Here is a 19,637-nt window from a genome sequence, read left to right on the forward strand (position 1 = left end):
CGCCTCTGCATAGCAAGCGATGGCCACGTCGTTCCTCCTCGCCATGACAGTTGATTTGCATTTTTGAACTCTACTACTGGAACAATAACTTCAAATTCACCCCAAAATTGGTGTAAGCCGTGTTGAAGTTTTGTGAAGTATATGGCCGGGTGATATTGGAGTCATAGAACAGGTTGACATTGAACCGCTGGCTGATGATATAATCAATAGAAGGCCGGACAGTAATATTTTTGGCACCTGATGATACTTCTGCTGTTTCCACATCGGCACGGTAAATTAATATTTTATTATCGCGCAGCGCCAAATCCACTTTAAAGGTAACATCATTATCAGTTCCGCGCGAGCGCAGGAATGGAATGCGAATATTGCGGGTGTGGTAACCAAAGCCAAATACCCCAATGTTTTCGGTTTGCTGCGCCAGCTGACTGTTCAACAAACTTAAACTCAGTGTACGGCTTTTGCGGTATTCGGATGTAACCGTCATACCATTCTTAAAGCGCATATTGGCGCCCAACAACGGTACAAATTGCTCAAATATGGTTACCTGCGTAAATTGATAAAAAGGCAGAAAGTCGTTGTTCACATCGCGCGTTACCACTTTACCGTTTGCTTCCTGATAACGGATTAGCGTGTTATAGCTATTTACGGTATAAGCCGAGCGGTAACCATGCGTTAACTCCAGGCCATCAAAAAGGGTATTGAAGAAAGGCAAACGGCTCAGGCCATTATAGCGGATATCCCAGTTAGGTACCGGAATGCGCGGGAAACTATTCAAGCTGGCTGAAGCCGCATTTTTACCGGTATAAGCAGCCAGGAAGGCAGTGTTCAACACGTCCTGCTGATTAGCGCTGTAGCCGTCGGCATAACCGCCGTTAGCACCTGCAGAGTTTGGATTTTGCTGGCCCAATCGCTGAGAAATGATTACCCGGTTGGCCAGCATTTTCTGGAAGGTGCCTGATTGATTGTTAATGCCGCTTTCTTTAGTAAATGCAGTACCTATGGTTAAGAAAGATATACTGTAATTACCAGAGGTAATAGGGCTTTGGCTCTGAAAAGCGCCGGTAACTGAATTGTATTTAAAATTGGTGTTAAACTCCCGGTTTTGGGTACGGAAAGCCAACAGCTCGATATGCAGATCGCGTATCGGCTCAATGATGCTTCGCAAATGAATATCTTCATTCAGCGAGGTATGATATAACAGGTTTTGTAAAGTATCGGTACTTAACCAACCGTTAGCGGCGGCTTTGTACCGAATATCGGCTTGACTACCCAGTAAGAAGCCTATGCCGGGTGCATTGTAATTTAAGTCCTGCCCGGCAAGGTTGCTTTGTGGCAGGTACCCCGGCAGAAAAGTGCTTTCGGTACGTGTATAGGTACCGGTGATGCTTTTAATACTGGTTAACAAATCAACTAGGTAACGCAAACCCGAACGGCTTTGTGAACTGTTGTTTACCGCGTTAGGGTTGCTTTGCCCGTTTGGTGTTAAGCGCAGCATACGGTACAGGTTACTAAAGTTGAGGTTAGGATTCAGCTGTATAGTACGCCCGTTTTGGATGCTGTTGCCTACGTTATAGGTAGGATCATTAATGGCAAACAGCGGCTGGGTTATCCAGGTAAACTGGGTGGTATAACGTGCGGTTAAAGTAGTCCAGCTCAGGCCGGGTATTTTATTGATTGGTGTATTGTAGGTAAAGTTTAAAGTATGATTATAATTGGTGGTACGGCCCAGTTTCAACAAGTTATTCCACAGGGTATCTTTTTTCAAACCGTTCACCCGGCCGGCCGGCTCATCAACTACTGACAGGTTGGTGGCATCAATATCCATTTGCAGAGATTTCGATAAATTCCAGCCAATACCGTACACCCTAGTAATGTTGAAATTTTTGTTAAATGTGGTTGGGATCGGAATAAAGTTATTCGGATCATTATCACGCAGCGTATTCTCCGAATAGAAACGATCAAAGTTAATCTGGAAATTTAACCTCGAAGGCAGCAAGCTAAAATTCACATCGCGCAGCAAAGCCAGGGTATTGCTTTTGATGATCTTGCTGAGCGGACTGTAATATTTGGGTGCATTATTATAATTATAAGCTAAGCTTACGTGATACGTTTTTTGCAAATCGCTCAGCGTAATAAAATCCCGGTGCTGGTATTCGGTATAAGCATAGGTCGCATTGAAGTTCTCTACATCCCACAAGTGATTCACTGCCGCCGGATTGGTTTTAGAGATATGTACATTGGTAAAGTTAATGCTCTTACGCTTGGTAAAATTCTCTGCAGCATTTTTAATTGAATCGCGCTGCTGGCCGTTAGCAGCACCGTTGAGGCTTTGCTTCAGCTCCACATCGGGCGAGGCCGGATCATACAGCGGGGTGCTGCTCAGGGTAGACACGTTCATGTACACCGGGATATGCACACCGCTTTTAGCCGGAAAGAATTTACCCAGCTCGGCGCTGGCCGCTACATCAATGGTGCGGGTATTATCCAAAGTGCGCTCTTCCATAGTTTGCTGCAGCGTGCCAAAACCTGGCGTGGTCTGGCTACCGGCTACACTAATATTGGCAAAATCGGCCAGTTGTGTATTTAAACGTGCGGTGGCTGCATAGCCGCCACGCTGGTTAAAGTCGGTTAAACGCAGTTCGTTGAACCAAACAATAGCCGATTTATCGGCACCATCGTCTGTTCGGCTTTCATTACCTGAGTATGGGTTACGTACACCCAGCATAATGGTGCGCAGGCGGCTTAAATCGGGTTGGCCTTTAATGGTTACCCTGCTGGTGCCAATGGTTACAGTATAAGGTATATTCAGAGGCCAGGGCTGCCCGTTCAGGCGGGCATTATTACGCTTTACTTTAGCCTGGGTAAGTACATCCAACTGGATATCGATATTATTAGCGTTGGGCCAAATCAGGTCGGGGTCGGTAGTGCCCGATGGGGTTACCTGCAAAGGAATCTCGTATTCATAGAAGTTATCCTGATAATCAACACCCAAACGGATAAAGGCGTTCATATCATTGGTACGCAGTTGTGCGCCCTCGGCGTGTACAAACATTTGCAGGTGCTTGTAAAAGCGCAAATCGTTATAAAAGGTCTTATAAGCCGTACGCGAATAACCATCGCGCAGGTTGGTGACTGTTAACTGCAACGATTGTTCGTTCAGGCGGGTATCGGTGCGCAGGTTATTATAATCGCGCTGGCGGGTAATGCCGGGTGGCACTACATAAGGTATAGGGCTGCGGTTACCGTTAGCTTCAATATTAATGGTACCAATGTCCAGATTTGACCTGTCTACCGGCGGGTTAATAATGGCCGGGTCGGCAATAACCTTAGCAGGATTATTCTCAATATTATAATTGCGCCACTCGCCGCGTACCAACTGCATGGTGGCCATACGCAGAATAGCAGTATCGGCAAAATTGGTCATGAACATACGGACGAAGCGGATCGCTTTAAAATCCTGAATATTGCCGGTTTTAGATGTATAGCTATCAATAGGAATGCGGAACTGGTACCAGTTGACGCTTTGGGTGGTACCATCGGGCAGCTTTACCTGGGCGGTTACTTTATCATTGATGAAGTTCTGGCCTACTACCAAATCCTGAGGCCGCACAGATACTTTGTACTGGAAGTACTCATCCGTTTGGCTCATGTTGTTATCCCGGTTGATATCTTCACCATCGGGCAATGAGGTGGATGCCGAAGTGGTTAAACCCAGTTCGGCGCGAGATTGCTCGGCCGTTTTGGAGTTACCTTCAGTACCATTGTAACGACTATAACGCTGCAAGATGCCTGCGCGTGCCTGATCGAGCGCCGGGCCCTGGTAGTACTGGTAGTCGTCTGATGAAGGGTCGGCAATAATAGCGGCTGCGGTTGCGGCATTTACTGTACCTTTAATTTGTTGTAAAAAGGTATTAAACTTCTTTTGTTCGTCGGTACTGCTCAACCCATCCAAACCAATATCCTGCAGGCGGCGGGCATCAGGGTTGGTATCAAAGGCATTAATAACGGGTTGCAGTTTGGGTACACGGCCCCAGTTGGTTTCATCTACTTTGGTTAAATCGCCATCTACCGGCAACCCGTTCTCCAAACCTTTACGGCCGTCTTTCAATATATCTTCGGAGAGGCTGCCCAGGTTCAAATACAAGTCACCACCTTGTGAATTGGGCTTATAGATGAAAGGATCCATCATCCAGAACTCTACATATTGCACGTTGAGCGATTCAAAATCATTAGTCTCCAGTTTACGGAAAATACCTCCCCAGCGTGAGCGTGGGTTTTGCAGCGTACCGTCAGCGTTTACGCCAGTAGTGGTATAGTTATACTGTCCGCGGATGTTAGGGTAAAACGCCAAATCCAGCGTAGGCAGAATAAGCGGCTGCCCGGTTACCGATTGTTTGTAAGGGAATACCTCGTTCTCCAGTACCTGCCTTACATAGTGGTTGGATAACTCTATGCGGGAGTTAGACAATAGCGAACTTGAGTTGGTATAAAATATAGGGTCAATGTTGTAAAAAGCTAAACGGGCACGATTATACCCATAGCTCAAATCATTAAACAACTGCGACTCCGGGAACAATTGCGGTGTTGATGAGATTTGCCAGTTAATGGCAGATTTTAAGTCAATAATAGACTGGCTACTTTCAAAATCATCCAGATAAGAGGTACCTTTTTTAGAACCGGCAAAATTAAGCGCACTCGGGTTGCCCGGAAACAACTTGGCAAACTCACCCGCAAAACTTACGGTTGAAGGTGCTTTGGTATCAATAAACGGAATCTTATCTACCAAGCGGGTAAGCAGGCGGGAATTGGAGTTGTAATTCACATCAAACCCGGCAATGGTATTAGAAATAGACTCATCGCCTATCTGCTCTTTTTGAGTAAGCGGCAGTTCAGACAGGTGCATTACCGTAGCCCCGAGGTTCAGTTTATTATTCATCCGGTAATCAAACCGTGCACCGTATAATGATTTTTGCTGTACGCCGAACAACTCATTGTTCTCAATATTTACCGTAATGGGCTGCCCGGAGGATAAAATGGCCGTGTTGAGAATGTGGATACGCCCAATGTTATAATCTACTGTATAATCTGTTCCTTCAGTCAGCCTCAGCGTTCCGGCATTTACAACCACCGAGCCTTGCGGGATGTTTACCGCATTCAATTGAAACTCCGAACCGGATTGCGATGAGTAAGTACCTTTTATAACGTAGCGGTTCAACCTCGGGAATAACTGCTGTGCTATGGTTTTCAAAGAGTCGTACAAGGGCTGGTATACATACCGGTCACGTAGTGCTTGCTCTGTATTGGTAAATTTCGCAGATAGATCAGCGCCGAAAGGCTCTATAGTAGGGAACATAATGCGCCCGTTCTGCGAATCAATAGTGATGCCTTCCAGAAAATCGAAATAACCATCCGGCTGTTTGTTATTTTGCTGGTTCAGGTTATCCAAGCCGGTAAGTTGCAACCATAGTTTGCTGGTGGTGTTCTGCCCTTCGTCCATAATGGGCTTCTCAATACCGGATTTATCGTCCAAACGCGATACGGTTAGCCTGAAATTCACCGGGCTTACCTGATAAGCACCGAGCGAATAGATGTTTTTCATCATCAAATCCCAGGTGGGCAGGCTGGTTTTTAGTATTTCGTTCTTCAACAACTTGGTGTACAACACCTGCGGTGTGTTCGGGTCTACCGGACGGTCGGTCGAAAACTCACCCACTTGATACTCTACCCCATTGTAGGTGTAACGGTACGCTACGGCCAGCACTTCATCGTTATTAAGCGGGTTGTTCAATGAGATGTAACCCAATTGTGGATTTAAAACAAATTCCTTCTCGCTCAGCTTACGGGCGTAAGTTAAACGGGCATAATTATCCGTTCCGCCGGTAGACTGGAAGAAAGCCACCACATCATTAGAATTGGTTTGGCGTGCCCCTGCCGGTAACCGGCTTAATAAGGAGTTAGACTGCTGTGCAAAACCCGGCCCGTTAAACCCTGCGGGCAGTGCCGAACCCCCACCTGTAATTAAAGTACGGTTGTAAGGTACGTTCTCTCCCAAATCGGTAAAACCCAGAATGTCACGCGAGTTGGTGGTTACGTTAGTACGGTTGGTGGTCCATACCTCTATTTTGGTGATGGTGATGTTTGAGCTGATAATAGGGATATTCGCCAGCGCCTTGTTGTAATTATTGCGAAAGTACTGCGATAAGAAATAATGCCGGTTTGCTTCGTAATCCGACGGACTTAGCCTGAACTCACCTTGTTGTGCACCATTGGTAATGGTAATGGTTTTGGCTTGTGAACGCTGTTGCGAAAAGATGGTATTGACATCCAGTTTGCCAAATTTGAGCTTGGCCTTTACCCCGAACAGCGACTGGCTGCCCTGAATTAAAGTGGTGGGCAGCGGCAAGCTTACTGTACCGGCCTCTATCTTTTGTATAATTTCGTCGGCATGGCCAGTATAGTCCAGCTTGATTTGGTTTTCAAACTGAAACTGAGCATCGGTATTATAGTTAGTGGCAATCCGCAGTTTATCACCAATAGTACCGGTGAGGTTCATTTGAATGCGCTGATCGAAATTAAAATTGAACTGTGTGCGCTGCCTGGAATTGAATAGCGGGTTCTGGTTGGTATTCACCTGCCCGGCCAGTATCATTTGCGCCGAACCTTGTGGCCGGATATCAATTGTTGGACTACCAAAAATTTGCTCAAACGTGCGGCTGCGTACTTTTATTTGCGGAATAAAGCCCGGCTGTTGCGACTGGTAGTTATAATTATCAGAAAGCTGCTGATAGTATGTACGTTGATTTTGCCTCGAAGTGAGCTGCAAATACTCATCAAACGTAAGATAACGTGTGGGGCGGTATAACAGGTTGCCCACCTTTTCGGTTAAAATATAGCGGTTGGTAATGGCATCGTACTGGATGGTACGCACCAAGTTAGGCGGATCAGGATCTAAAATACCTTTGCGGAGTTGATTGTTGCGCGAGCCCGTACTTTTGAGCGGAATGCTTACTGTTGCCGTATCATTATTGCGGTTAACAGGGCGGCTTTTTTGGGCAATAGCGTTGTGTATTCCGCAAAATGCGAAAAAACATAAGGTGCCCACTAATAACTTTGAAGTAAAGTTGTTACCCAAGCGCTACGCGTAAAAAATCAATCAATAGTTATAAACTTTTCAGTGCTGCCTTTATCAGTTGTTCAACCGTCTGATCGGGCTGCTTTTTGATTTCCTGATCCAGTACTTTCTCGGCAGCATTACGCACAAAGCCCAGCATTACCAATGCCGACAGGGCTTCATCCTTAGCTGTTTGAATGGACGGAGCGGAAATCAGGGAATCAGGCCCATCTTTGCGCAATTTATCCTGGAGTTCCAGAATAAGGCGTTGCGCTGATTTGGGACCGATACCCTTTATACGTTGTATAACGGATACATTACCTTGAACGATGGCGGCCTGAATTTCTTCGGGCGAAATAGATGACAGCATCATACGGGCCGTATTAGGGCCAATACCTGACACTGAAATTAAATGCACAAATAATCTCTTCTCGCCTTCGTCAACAAACCCGTACAGGGTATGGGCATCCTCTTTCACATGCAGCCAGGTATACAAGCGGCAACGCTCGGCATCGCCCAGCTTTGCATACGTATTTACCGATATATTGATCTGATAACCAACCCCTCCCACATCAATTATGACATAAGCGGGGCTCTTAAAGGCTAATTTACCATCAATATAGGCGTACATGTTAGTATTATAGTATCTGTTAAATTAATTTTTGTATACGATAAATTTAGCGTTTGGGTTATACCTAAATGCCTTCTTTTTCTTGCGCGTCTACTACCGCTATGGTCACCATGTTTACAATCTCGCGTACTGAACTGCCTAATTGCAATACGTGCACTGGTTTGTTCAAGCCTAATAAAATCGGGCCTACCGCCTCGGCGCCACCTACTTCCTGCAACAGCTTATAGGCAATATTACCTGCATCCAGCGTTGGGAAAATTAAGGTATTAGCCGGTTTACCGTTCAAAGTAGAAAACGGAAAATTATCAGCCAGCAAATCGCGGTTCATGGCAAAGTTGGCCTGCATTTCACCATCCACTATCATTTCAGGATGTTGATCATGCAATATCCGCACGGCTTCTCGCATTTTTTCCGGCACTTCCCCTTCATTTGAGCCAAAATTGGAGTAAGATAGTAATGCTACCCTCGGACTAACATTTAGGCGCTGAACAGTACGTTCAATTAATACGGTAATGTCTACCAGGTCTTTGGCAGTTGGGTTTACATTAATCGTAGTATCACCAAAAAACAATGGGCCCTTTTTGGTCAGCATCATATACATACCTGCTAATTTAGGTACACCAGGCTCAGTACCAATTACCTGCAATGCCGGTTTGATAGTACTTGCATAATTTTTGGTTAAACCCGAAATCAGGGCATCGGCATCACCAAACTGTACCATTGAGGAGCCGTAATAATTACGGTCGCGCAGCATTTTTTTGGCCTCGTACAAAGTTACGCCACGGCGCTGGCGCTTATTGAACAGGAACTCAGCGTACTTTTCTGATTCGCAGGTACCCTCACGCGGGTCAATAATTTCTACATTGCCTAAATCCAGTTCATTATCATGAATGATTTGCTGGATTTTTTGAACATTGCCTAATAAAATAGGGGTAGCAATACCTTCGTCTTTTACAATCTGGGCGGCACGCAGAATTTTATAGTTATCAGCCTCAGCAAATACTACCCGTTTAGGGTTCTGCTTGGCTTTTAATGACAGGCCCCGCAGTAATTTATCATCACTCGTGGTACGGTTACGCAATTCTTCACTGTATGCATCCCAATCCGTAATTTCTTTACGTGCCACACCGGATGCAATAGCCGCTTTGGCTACCGCTACTGATACCTCGGTGATCAAACGCGGGTCCATCGGTTTAGGAATGATATAATCGCGGCCAAAGCGCAGGTTACGGGTGTCATAAGCCAGGTTCACCGCTTCCGGTACCGGCTTTTTGGCCAGTTCGGCAATTGCTTCGGCAGCGGCCAGCTTCATTTCTTCGTTAATGGCGGTTGCTCTAACATCCAATGCGCCCCTAAAAATGTAAGGGAAACCCAGTACGTTGTTTACCTGGTTAGGATAATCAGAGCGGCCGGTGGCCATGATAATATCTTCGCGGGCAGCAATACCAATTTCATAAGATACTTCAGGCTCGGGATTAGCCATGGCAAACACAATAGGATTAGGTGCCATGCTTTGCAGCATTTCGGCATTCACCAAATTACCTGCCGATAGGCCAATAAATACATCAGCGCCTTTCATGGCATCAGCCAGGCTGTGTATATCGGTACGACTGGTGACGAAGGCTTTGCGAATATCGTCCAGATCCGTACGGCTTTCATCCAGTACGCCGTTCACATCGAACATCACCAGGTTTTCTTTACGTACACCTAATGACAAGTATATTTTGGTACAGGAAACAGCAGCAGCGCCTGCTCCGTTTACTACCAGTTTAATATCTTTTACATCTTTACCCTGAATTTCGCAGGCATTAAGCAGGGCAGCTCCTGAAATAATGGCGGTACCATGCTGGTCATCGTGCATTACCGGAATGTTCATTTCTTCCTTTAGCCTGCGCTCAATTTCAAAACATGTAGGAGCCGAAATATCTTCGAGGTTTACGCCGCCAAAAGTTGGTTCCAGCGCTTTAACAATCGTTACAAACTCATCTACGGTTTTAGCATTCAACTCCAGGTCGAACACATCAATATCAGCGTAAATTTTAAACAGCAGGCCTTTACCTTCCATTACCGGCTTACTGGCTTCGGGACCAATGTTGCCTAAGCCCAACACAGCCGTACCATTGCTGATTACGGCTACCAGGTTACCTTTAGCTGTGTATTTATATACATCATCAACGTTATCGGCTATGCGCAAACATGGCTCGGCTACACCAGGCGAATAGGCCATGGTTAAGTCGCGCTGTGAGTTGGTAGGTTTGGTGGGTACCACCTGTATCTTGCCCGGGCGGCCCTTGGCATGATAGTTTAAGGCATCCAGTTTACGATTGGTTTTTTTCATCTCTCAATAATTCAAGCCCCCAAAAGTACAATTCTTTTCAGGCGAACATGAAATATAAATCAGGTTTGCCGTTTCAACTATAAAAATTCAAGCAGTTTCCACATGGCCCATCACCCGAAAACTCCCCTTTTTACAGTCGAAACGACAACGGTATATAATCAATAATTGGTTTTAAAGCTTCGCTGCTACGGTGTTGTTAGGTTGTGTTTTGTAAATAACCTGTGCTGAGGCATTGCCTGTATCAGCAGCCACTCTAAGCGTTTGACCCGGCACAGCCTGGCGGTTACGCAAATGGTTCCACTGAATCAGGTCATCTACCTCAACCCCGTATTTATCGGCTATACTACTCAGTGTTTCGCCCTTTTTTATTTTATGGATAGATGGCAACCGCGGCTCAATGGCAGCAGAATAAGCTACCGCCGGGCTCACATTGGTTTCATTCAGTTCGGCATACACCGGCTCAATAGGTGCATTGGCTACGTCTGAGTTCAAAGCATTGTATAAAGCTGTAAACTTTTCTTTACCTAACTGCGGTAATATCATGCGGCGTGGCGCTTTCACTGTACCATTAATGATGTGCTTTTTATAGGCCGGGTTCAGTAAACACAATTGATTATAATCAATATTTAATACGCGGGCAATGTTAGGCAACGAGATAAACTTGTTCACCAGCACCGTATCAGTATTCACGGCCAGGCTTGATGTGCGTGGCGCGATATTGTGCTGGTTATAATAATTCATAATATAAGCTACCGCGATGTAAGCAGGTACATAACCGCGGGTTTCAGCCGGCAGGAATGGGCGGATATCCCAGTAATCTAATGAATTGGCCTGTTGCACGGCGCGGGCAATAGTACCTTTACCGCAATTGTATGAGGCGATAGCCAGCAGCCAGTCGCCAAACTCTTGATAAGCATCTTTAATATAGGCTGCGGCGGCGTAGCTGGCTTGTATAGGGTCGCGGCGCTCGTCTACATAATTATTCATGTTCAAGCCATAAATTTTAGCGGTACTGAACATAAACTGCCATGGTCCGGTGGCGCCCACACGCGATACCGCATTAGGATTTAATGCCGACTCTACAATAGATAAGTACTTAAGTTCTTCAGGAATACCGGCATCACGAAAAGCCTTTTCGTAAATCGGGAAATAATATTTGGATAGGCCTAAAATCTGGCTTACTTCGTCGCGGCGGTTAACAGAGGTGTAGCTGTCAATATAATTTTGTACGTAATCATTATAATCCAGCTGAACATCTTTAGCAATAGAATCAAGCCGGCGTTTAACCGGTGAAAAACTGTAAGCGGTGGCACGCAGGTTAGCATTGGTTTTGGGTGCATAATCTACATGTAAGTTTTGGATGGGGAAAAGGCTGAATTGGCCCGGCTTTTGTAGTATTAAATCAGAGTCGCCCTTGGCGATTATAGGTAGGTTAGAAATAGCTGCTTTGCCTGAGAGTGCCGCAAAAAGGCACACTGCCATGGTAAAAAGTCTCTTCATTCGCTAAGGGGTTTAATCAATACAACACTTTACACTTTCCGGTTACTAATTTATTAACTTCGAAGCAATTTTAAAGAATATTTCGAAAAATTTAACAGTTGCTGTTCGCCAAAACGCGAACCCATGAGTTGAATACCTAACGGTAAACCTGCCGAGTTGTTTCCGGCAGGTAAAGAAATTGCCGGCACACCGGCCAAAGAAGCCTGCACTGTATAAATATCTGCCAGGTAGGTAGTTACCGGATCCTTCTCTGCAATACCAAACTCAAATGCAGGTTCGGGCGCTGTAGGCAGTACTAAAAAATCATATTGTTGCAGTAATTGTTCGGTTTCCTCGCGTATTAAACGGCGGATTCTTTGTGCCTTGGCGTAGTAGGCGTCATAGTAACCAGCACTCAGCACAAATGTACCCAGCATAATACGGCGCTTTACCTCTTTACCGAAACCTTCGGAACGGGATTTTTTGTAAGTGCTCATTAAATCGGTAGCCTGCGAACTGCGGTAACCATAGTGCACACCATCATACCGGGCCAGGTTAGACGAAGCTTCGGCCATGGCCAGTATATAATAGGCCGGTACAATATAATCGAGGTATTTAAAGGTAACCGGTTCTACAGTGTGTCCTTCTTCAAGCAAGGCGTCCAAATATGCAGACATTGCCTGTTTAACTTCCCGGGCGGTGCCTTCGCTATCCAATGCTTCTTTCAAATAACCTATTTTTTTCTTTCTGGGGTTTGCGGTCAAGTCAGCGCTATAAGCAGGAACCGTACGTTGTGAGAGGGTGCTATCATATTCATCGGCACCTGCCAAAACTTCCAGCAGCAAAGCGGCATCATCAACATCATTGGTAATAATGCCCGGCTGATCGAATGAGGAAGCGTAAGCGATAACACCATAACGTGAAATGCTGCCATAAGTAGGTTTCAGGCCAATGACACCGCAAAAAGATGCTGGTTGCCTTACCGAGCCGCCGGTATCAGTACCGATGGCCGCATGGCACATGCCTGCCTGCACCGCCACAGCCGAACCACCCGATGAACCACCGGCTACGCGGTTTTCATCAGTCATGTTTTTTACCGGGCCGAAATAGGAACTTTCGTTAGATGCCCCCATGGCAAACTCATCGCAATTGCAGCGGCCAATAATAATGGCATCTTCTGCCAGCAAGCGTTCGGCAATGGTAGATGAATAAATGGAAGTAAAATTTTCTAAAATCCTGGAAGAGGCACTTACTTTATGGTCTTTATAGCAAATGTTATCCTTCAGGCTGATGACCATACCGGCCAGGCGCCCGGTTGGATGACCCGCAGCTATTTTCTCGTCAAGTTCGGCTGCTTTTTGTAAAGCCTCATCTGCAAAAACCTCGTTGAAAGCGTTGAGATGCACATATTGCTCAATGCGCAGTAAACAGGTGTCCACCAGTTCTTTAACCGTTATGGCCTTGGCTTTAAGATCAGCCCGGATATCGGTTAATGTAGAATATGATTTAGCCATAGGGGCCTAAAATAAAAAAACTTATCTGTTGATGAAGCAATTCATCAACAGATAAGTTAATATCCTTTAATTAAAATACCAGTTAGCGCTGCTTACGGGTTAACGTTAGTATGCGTATTTGTGGTATTGGTAGTGCTGGTTGTACGAGCGTCGTCTTTACGGTCGCTGTTTGATGCGTCTTTAAATTCTTTAACGCCCTGGCCCAAACCTTTCATTAGTTCAGGAATTTTGCGTCCGCCGAACAGAATTAAAATTGCAATGATGATCAGAATAATTTCTGGTGCGCCTAATCCACCCATGATTTTTAGTTTTTTATGAATTAATATCTTTCTTTACAGGTTCTTCTGTTGCAGTTTCAACTACAACCGGTGTATGTTCCGGCACTTCAGTTACCTCGGTAACGGCAGGTGTATGTTCTTCAACAGTATTATTGGTATACGTATTTATATGCTCTGATGGTTTTGGCTCATCATAACTATTAATCTGGTTATGTATTTCGCGCTTTACGCCTTCAGAGGCATCTTTGAAATCGCGCAGGCCTTTTCCTAAGCCCCTTGCCAGTTCCGGCAATTTTTTACCCCCAAACAGCAGCAAGGCTGCAAACAGTATTACTATTAATTCGGGAGTGCCGATGTTTAAAAATAAAAGAACAGAGCTTAACATGCTTTTGAGTTAATAAATACAAATATATAAACAAATATAGCGTATACAGTTTGGAACGTTCAAATTAATATTTTATTGTGGTGCCAGCCATTCTTTAGGGTTTACCGGCTGGCGCACATTATACAACTGGAATTGCAGGATGGCATCGCCCGAGGCAGGATCTGTAGCCACAGAACCAATAGTTTGACGGGTACTTACTTTCTGGCCCTTGCTTACACTTACCGAACGTAATCCATTATAGGTAGTAAAATATTTACCATGTTGAATGATGACCATGTAGGCACCGCTTACGTCTACTACTGTAGTTACTTCGCCTTCAAATACGGCACGTGCGGCTGCACCAGCCGAGGTACGGATGTCAACACCTAAACTTTCGTTTTTGATACCATCAGTATAATACACGCCAAATCCCTGAATAATAACCCCATTACCTACCGGCCAAGGCAAGCGGCCACGGTTACCCATAAAGTTATTTGACAGGTTAGCGGCTTCCGGCGTAGCGGTTAACACCTCGCTATCACTTAAAGATTTGGTTGGCTTGGCAGGCGCTGGCGCTTTTGCTACAGGTGCGGGCCGGTTGTTAGCGGCTGCCTCGCGGGCTTCACGTTCGGCTTTTGCTTTTTCTGCAGCTGCTAATGCTGCGGCACGGGCACGGGCTTCAGCTTCGGCCTTACGGCGGGCTTCAGCAATTTCGCGGGCAATGGCGGCGTTAATTTCACGACTGGCGCGGGCAATTTGGGTACGCTTGTCGCGTTGCTGTTTTTTCAATAATCCCTGCTGCTTGCTTAAGTTGGCCGCAATCTCAGCTTGGGTAAGCTCTTGCTTGCCCAACGTTTCTTTTTCCTGTTGCTGATCTTTTAACAGTGTACTTTTTTCGTTTTTAGTACGATCGAGCTGATTAATTTTGACATGCAAATCTTTCTGGGTACCCTGAATAGACTCAGCCTGGCGCTGACGGTAGGTTCCGAACTGCTGTAAATATTTTAAACGTTTATAAGCCTGATTAAAATCTTTAGCAGCAAAAATGAACATCAGCTTATTGTAAGCGCTTTGATTGTGATAGGCAAACACAATCATGGCCGCATATTCCTTTTTCAGGGCATCCAACTGCTCCTGTAAAGTATGCACAGTATTGGTGCTTTGCGATATCTGGTTATCCAGTAACCGGATATCGGAGTTGATATTGGTAATCTTGTCCTCACGCAGTGTAATCTGCGCTTTCAAGATATTGAGCTGCTTAAGGGTGGCCTTCTTATTACTGGCCGTTTGACGGTATTCTTCGTTCAACTGCTCCAGTTCTTGGTTGAGCCTTTCGCGCTTGCGCTTTAATTCGGCACTGCTTTGCGCATGGGCGTTAAAGGCCACAAACAAGCCAGCTGCCAGTAATAATAGTTTAAATCGCTTCATTCAGGTTCAAAAGTATTGAAATTAATCTGCAGGTGAAAACCTGGAAGGAATACTGAACGGATATTCCAACACCTGATTAAATTCGGTACGGCTATAACGCAAATCGGCCTGTATATTATTATTTTTCACCTCTGATTTAATATTGATTTGCGAAGGCACCACTTTACCATCAGCCTGCACAAATTCACTGTTGGCTACCTGTAAACTTTGCCCTGCTGCCTGGTTGCTCAAATTGGTTTGCGTTACCCGGTAACCCTGATTTAAAGTTAACTGGTAGATTAAGCTCTGCAAATTTCCTGACAATACTGTGTTGCCATTAGTACCAGTTTGTAGTTGCACATTGGCATCATTTACCAGTTCAGGGATGGCATTACCAATCAACAATGACTCAACCGTTTTATAATTTACCTGCCGGCCAGCGTAATTATAAATATAACTGAATGGCTTTTTTAAATATATACTCTGCAGACGGTTAATTACCTGTATACTATCGGGCGTAATTAAGGCACGGGCTACTTCTACTCCTAACAAAGCTGTAATAGACACCCATATCCGTTGGTTTTTTTGAATGCGGATATTCAACGTTACATCATTGCTTTTGCCGTTAATATCCAGTTTGGTTTTAGCTTTACCCGAAAAGGTGTTAAAATCAATCTGATTGGCGCGTATTGCTGCCAGTTTAGCAATCATGGGGTTGGCTGCTGGTTTTTCTGCCACTTTGGGTTTGTTAATTACTACCGCCTGCTTACGTGCTTTGCAACTGGCTAATACTGCCAGAACTGCAATCAGCAGCAGTTTATTCCAAATATTTCTTCTCATTTATTTTTCGTTCTAAAGTGGGCGACTGGGCGCCGTATTGCCTGGCTTTGAGCCAGTTTTGCATAGCCCCTGCTGTATCACCTAAGTGAAACAAAATATCGCCGTAATGTTCGGTTTGCGTACTGCTTTTTGTTTTACCGTGCTGCAACGCCTTTTCCATCCAAAGCCTGGCATCTGCATACTTTTGTTGCTTAAATAGTATCCAGGCATAGGTATCTTCAAACGAAGCATTTTCGGGCTGCAGCACATTGGAACGGGCCGACATTTGTGCCGCCTTGTCCAATCGTTCATTTCTTAACGATAAATAATAGGCATAATTATTAAGCGTATAGGCATTATCTGCATTGATCAGCAAAGCTTTATCATAGGCATCATCCGATGCGGCATTGTTTTTCAGTTCATGATAACAATCGCCAAGTACCGAATAAATCTGCCCTGACAATTCCTCGCCCAACGCAGGTAATGAGGCCGCTCTGTTCAGCTTTTCTACGGCCTTGGCCGGTTGACGGGTTTGCTGGTAAGCCACTCCTGCAAAATAATTAATCCATCCCTCGTTAGGGAACAGGGCAAGCGCCCGTTCGCTATCCGCAATAGCCGCTTTGTAGTCGTTCTCCGATAAATCGAGCCTTACCAATTGCTCGTGAACGGCATAAACGCTGTTGTTGAGTTGTATGGATTTATCAAAAGCCTGCCTGGCTTCATGGTACTGTTTGTTTTGCACCAGCATATCACCATATAAAGCGAAAGCTTTAGCATCTTCTGGGTGAGCTTTTGTGATGATCTGGCTTAATTCAAGCGCACTGTTCAGCGCATTTTGATCAGGAAACTTAGGTACATAGCCCAATACAATTTTCACCTTTTGATCAATGCCTAAATCGGCTATGGCAAAAGCCAGCTTTAATTGGTTATAGCTGTTTTGATAATCTTTTTTATCTCTGTAAATATCGGCCAGCCCTAAATGGACAAAAGCATTTTCGGGGTGTTGGGCCTGCGCTTTTTGCAATACTTCGAGCGCCTTGTTAGGCGAACCGTTTGAATTATAAATTTCGGCTAACAGCAATTGATAGCGTACCTGTTCGGGGTGGTCGGCAATTACTTGCTGCACCTGAGCAGCAGCCTCATCTACCCTACCTTGTTTCAGGTAAATTTTCTGCCGGCCTGAAAGTATCTCATCCGTTAGGCCGGTTTGCTGCTCCAGTTGCGTATAAATAGCCAGCGCTTCTGCATACTTTTTTTGCAAATACAGCGCACTGGCTTCATCCATATAGTACTCCGGCTTATCCGGATTAATCTTTACTAACTCCCTGAAAGCATTGGCAATTTTGGGCAGGTCGTTTGTTTTTTCGTAACTATCGGTAAGTGCTACCCAGTACCATTCGTTTTCAGGCTTTACGGTTACAGCACGTTCCAGTAACTCACGTGCTTCGGTGAGGCTGTTCTTGCGCTTTTTAATCAAGGCAAGCTCATACATAGCGGCATCATTGGCTGGGTCAGTTTGCAATACCTGGTTAAATAGCTCGGCAGCTAAATCAGTATTACCCATAGTACGTTCGCGTAGCGCCGAAAGGAAGATACGTTTGGCATCTGTACTGTCTGAAGCAGTCATAGGTTTGCCTACCACCATTACAATGGCGCCGGAGCTTTCTTTACTTTGTGCCGAAGCTGCTAAAGAAATCCCTGTAAATATAATAGCAAGCCAATGTGCTCTCATCAGGTTTGAATTAAACGCCGGTATGCCCGTAACCTCCTGTTCCGCGCAAAGTTTCCGAAAGTATAGCTACTTCTTCCCATTCTACTTTTTCATGCTTGGCTACTACCATTTGGGCAATACGGTCGCCGGGCTGAATTTCAAATACCTCGGCAGATAAATTCACCAGCAATACTTTAATCTCGCCCCGGTAATCCGCATCAATAGTACCCGGCGAGTTGACGATGCTGATACCGTGCTTATAAGCCAAACCGCTGCGCGGGCGAATCTGCGCCTCATAGCCTTCGGGCAATTCTATATACAAACCGGTAGGAATAAGTTTACGCTCCAACGATTGTAACCGGATAGGTTCTTCGATATCAGCACGCAAATCCATCCCGGCGGCATGCATGGTTTCGTAAGCCGGTAACGTATTGTTCGATTTATTGACTACTCTAATAATCATAGGTTTATTTTCTAAGTATGGCCATTAATTCTTTTTTCTCACTTACAAACGCACCTGCTGCAAATAGAAGCAGTAAAGCATTGCCTATAAATATATTGCGATTGAACACATGGAAAGATAGAAATACCAATACAACTGAAACTCCAATATACGCCAGGCACTTTTTTAAGTTATACGGAATGGGGTAATTTTTTTGCCCCCATAGGTAAGACAACACCATCATGGTGGCATAGGCTATTAACGATACCCATGCGGAGGCCATGTAGCTGTACTTGGGAATAAAAATTACGTTAAGCACAATGGTAAGTATGGCACCAATACCCGATATGTAAAGGCCGTATTTGGTTTGATCAGACAATTTATACCATACCGATAAATTCATGTAAATACCCAAACTCACATAACCGAATAGCAAAGGCGGCACTACATTTAACCCTACCCAATAAGCCGGGTTGTTGACATAGTACTTGAGAATTTGAATATTAGCAATAATACCCACGAACATGATGCAGATGGTCATGACAAAATAGGTCATGATACGGGAGTAGGTTTGACCCGAATTTTTGTTTTTGGCGTGACTAAAGAAAAACGGTTCGGCCCCCAGCCTGAAGGCTTGCACAAAAATACTAAGGAAGATAGACAACTTGGCACAACCCGAGTATACGCCTAAATCATGTTCGCTGATTTGATCGGGCAATAGTTTGCCTAATAGAAGTTTATCCAGGTTTTCATTGATAATAAAGGACAGGTTGGCGATGAGTATGGGCCAACTGTACAGTAGCATTTCACTAAATAAGCCTTTATTGAACCTTAATTGCACCCAAGTTAATTGCGGCAACAGCATCAGCAGGGAAATAAAACTTGCAATCAGGTTAGACAAAAACACATAGCCTACCCATCCTTTTACATACCAGCTGCTTAGCCAGCCGGCGCCTGCCAAATGATGGCTAATCCAAAACGGAATACCGAAAATAAAGATGAGGTTGAGCGAAACCATCACAAAAATATTGGTCAGTTTTACTACCGCATACATCATAGGCCGGCCATCGGCTCGTAGCTTGGCAAAAGGCAATACGCATAAAGCATCCAGTACCAGTATGCCTATAAAAAAACGGATATAGGGTTCAAACTCTGCACGCTGGTTGCTTTTACCAATATTGATAATACCTGCCAGCTGATGTACAAACGGAAAGGTAAGCAGAAAGAAGGCTGCGGCCAGCAATGCCACCGCCCAGAAACCATTATTATATACCTGCCTCTTATTTTCAGGAAACTTATTCAAGTACCTGAAAAAAGTAGTCTCCATCCCGAAGGAAAGTATCGCGTTCAGAATAGAAGCGTAGCTGAACATGGTAGTAAACACGGCATATACCTTTGGCAAATACGCGGTAGTATAAAGCGGTGTAAGTACCGAGCCTAACAGGCGCTGCACAATAGTGCTTAAGCCATAAATAGCCGTTTGCCCGGCAAACTTCTTAGCGGTTGACAAGTAATAATCGGATTATAAATGAATAAAGCAGCA

At 45.0% G+C, this 19,637-nt stretch carries 12 protein-coding genes; all 12 read right to left on the reverse strand.

Features of this window, described 5'->3' with window-relative positions; translation table 11 throughout:
• Nucleotides 1–73: 73 nt before the first annotated feature.
• Nucleotides 74–7,132 (reverse strand): T9SS outer membrane translocon Sov/SprA, encoded by a 7,059-nt coding sequence (gene sov / locus ACYVNW_RS10470; protein WP_460679813.1) that lies wholly within the window; start codon nucleotides 7,130–7,132, stop codon nucleotides 74–76.
• A 28-nt stretch (nucleotides 7,133–7,160) separates the two neighbouring features.
• Nucleotides 7,161–7,742 carry a Holliday junction branch migration protein RuvA gene (gene ruvA / locus ACYVNW_RS10475; RefSeq protein ID WP_460679814.1) on the reverse strand — a complete coding sequence of 194 codons (582 nt, stop codon included), beginning with the start codon at nucleotides 7,740–7,742 and terminating at the stop codon, nucleotides 7,161–7,163.
• A gap of 64 nt (nucleotides 7,743–7,806) precedes the next feature.
• Nucleotides 7,807–10,080, reverse strand: a complete 2,274-nt coding sequence (locus ACYVNW_RS10480) for an NADP-dependent malic enzyme (protein WP_460679815.1) — start codon at nucleotides 10,078–10,080, stop codon at nucleotides 7,807–7,809.
• Nucleotides 10,081–10,251: 171 nt separating this feature from the next.
• Entirely contained in the window at nucleotides 10,252–11,580 is a 1,329-nt protein-coding gene (locus ACYVNW_RS10485) for a lytic transglycosylase domain-containing protein (protein ID WP_460679816.1), read from the reverse strand.
• 53 nt (nucleotides 11,581–11,633) lie between these two features.
• Nucleotides 11,634–13,073, reverse strand: coding sequence for an Asp-tRNA(Asn)/Glu-tRNA(Gln) amidotransferase subunit GatA (gene gatA / locus ACYVNW_RS10490; protein ID WP_460679817.1), 1,440 nt, complete (start codon nucleotides 13,071–13,073; stop codon nucleotides 11,634–11,636).
• Nucleotides 13,074–13,165: 92 nt separating this feature from the next.
• On the reverse strand, nucleotides 13,166–13,372 hold the full coding sequence (locus ACYVNW_RS10495) for a Sec-independent protein translocase subunit TatA/TatB (protein WP_460679818.1): 207 nt from the start codon (nucleotides 13,370–13,372) through the stop codon (nucleotides 13,166–13,168).
• 13 nt (nucleotides 13,373–13,385) lie between these two features.
• A complete protein-coding gene (locus ACYVNW_RS10500; protein WP_460679819.1) occupies nucleotides 13,386–13,736 on the reverse strand; it encodes a Sec-independent protein translocase subunit TatA/TatB in 351 nt (116 codons plus the stop codon).
• A gap of 72 nt (nucleotides 13,737–13,808) precedes the next feature.
• On the reverse strand, nucleotides 13,809–15,143 hold the full coding sequence (locus ACYVNW_RS10505) for a murein hydrolase activator EnvC family protein (protein WP_460679820.1): 1,335 nt from the start codon (nucleotides 15,141–15,143) through the stop codon (nucleotides 13,809–13,811).
• 21 nt (nucleotides 15,144–15,164) lie between these two features.
• Nucleotides 15,165–15,962, reverse strand: a complete 798-nt coding sequence (locus ACYVNW_RS10510; RefSeq protein WP_460679821.1) for a DUF4292 domain-containing protein — start codon at nucleotides 15,960–15,962, stop codon at nucleotides 15,165–15,167.
• Nucleotides 15,940–17,673, reverse strand: coding sequence for a tetratricopeptide repeat protein (locus tag ACYVNW_RS10515; RefSeq protein ID WP_460679822.1), 1,734 nt, complete (start codon nucleotides 17,671–17,673; stop codon nucleotides 15,940–15,942). The genes ACYVNW_RS10510 and ACYVNW_RS10515 overlap by 23 nt, the downstream gene beginning before the upstream one ends.
• A gap of 10 nt (nucleotides 17,674–17,683) precedes the next feature.
• A complete protein-coding gene (dut, locus tag ACYVNW_RS10520; RefSeq protein ID WP_460679823.1) occupies nucleotides 17,684–18,115 on the reverse strand; it encodes a dUTP diphosphatase in 432 nt (143 codons plus the stop codon).
• A gap of 4 nt (nucleotides 18,116–18,119) precedes the next feature.
• Entirely contained in the window at nucleotides 18,120–19,604 is a 1,485-nt protein-coding gene (locus tag ACYVNW_RS10525; RefSeq protein ID WP_460679824.1) for a lipopolysaccharide biosynthesis protein, read from the reverse strand.
• Between the last annotated feature and the right edge of the window lie 33 nt (nucleotides 19,605–19,637).

The sequence above is a fragment of the Mucilaginibacter koreensis genome (genome assembly GCF_054783355.1).

What these genes read in the sequence shown, in the direction of transcription:
- ruvA (WP_460679814.1), bottom strand. Translation starts at nt 7,742, where the DNA reads ATGTACGCCTATATTGATGGTAAATTAGCCTTTAAGAGCCCCGCTTAT.
- ACYVNW_RS10480 (WP_460679815.1), bottom strand. Translation starts at nt 10,080, where the DNA reads ATGAAAAAAACCAATCGTAAACTGGATGCCTTAAACTATCATGCCAAG.
- ACYVNW_RS10485 (WP_460679816.1), bottom strand. Translation starts at nt 11,580, where the DNA reads ATGAAGAGACTTTTTACCATGGCAGTGTGCCTTTTTGCGGCACTCTCA.
- gatA (WP_460679817.1), bottom strand. Translation starts at nt 13,073, where the DNA reads ATGGCTAAATCATATTCTACATTAACCGATATCCGGGCTGATCTTAAA.
- ACYVNW_RS10495 (WP_460679818.1), bottom strand. Translation starts at nt 13,372, where the DNA reads ATGGGTGGATTAGGCGCACCAGAAATTATTCTGATCATCATTGCAATT.
- ACYVNW_RS10500 (WP_460679819.1), bottom strand. Translation starts at nt 13,736, where the DNA reads ATGTTAAGCTCTGTTCTTTTATTTTTAAACATCGGCACTCCCGAATTA.
- ACYVNW_RS10505 (WP_460679820.1), bottom strand. Translation starts at nt 15,143, where the DNA reads ATGAAGCGATTTAAACTATTATTACTGGCAGCTGGCTTGTTTGTGGCC.
- ACYVNW_RS10510 (WP_460679821.1), bottom strand. Translation starts at nt 15,962, where the DNA reads ATGAGAAGAAATATTTGGAATAAACTGCTGCTGATTGCAGTTCTGGCA.
- ACYVNW_RS10515 (WP_460679822.1), bottom strand. Translation starts at nt 17,673, where the DNA reads ATGAGAGCACATTGGCTTGCTATTATATTTACAGGGATTTCTTTAGCA.
- dut (WP_460679823.1), bottom strand. Translation starts at nt 18,115, where the DNA reads ATGATTATTAGAGTAGTCAATAAATCGAACAATACGTTACCGGCTTAC.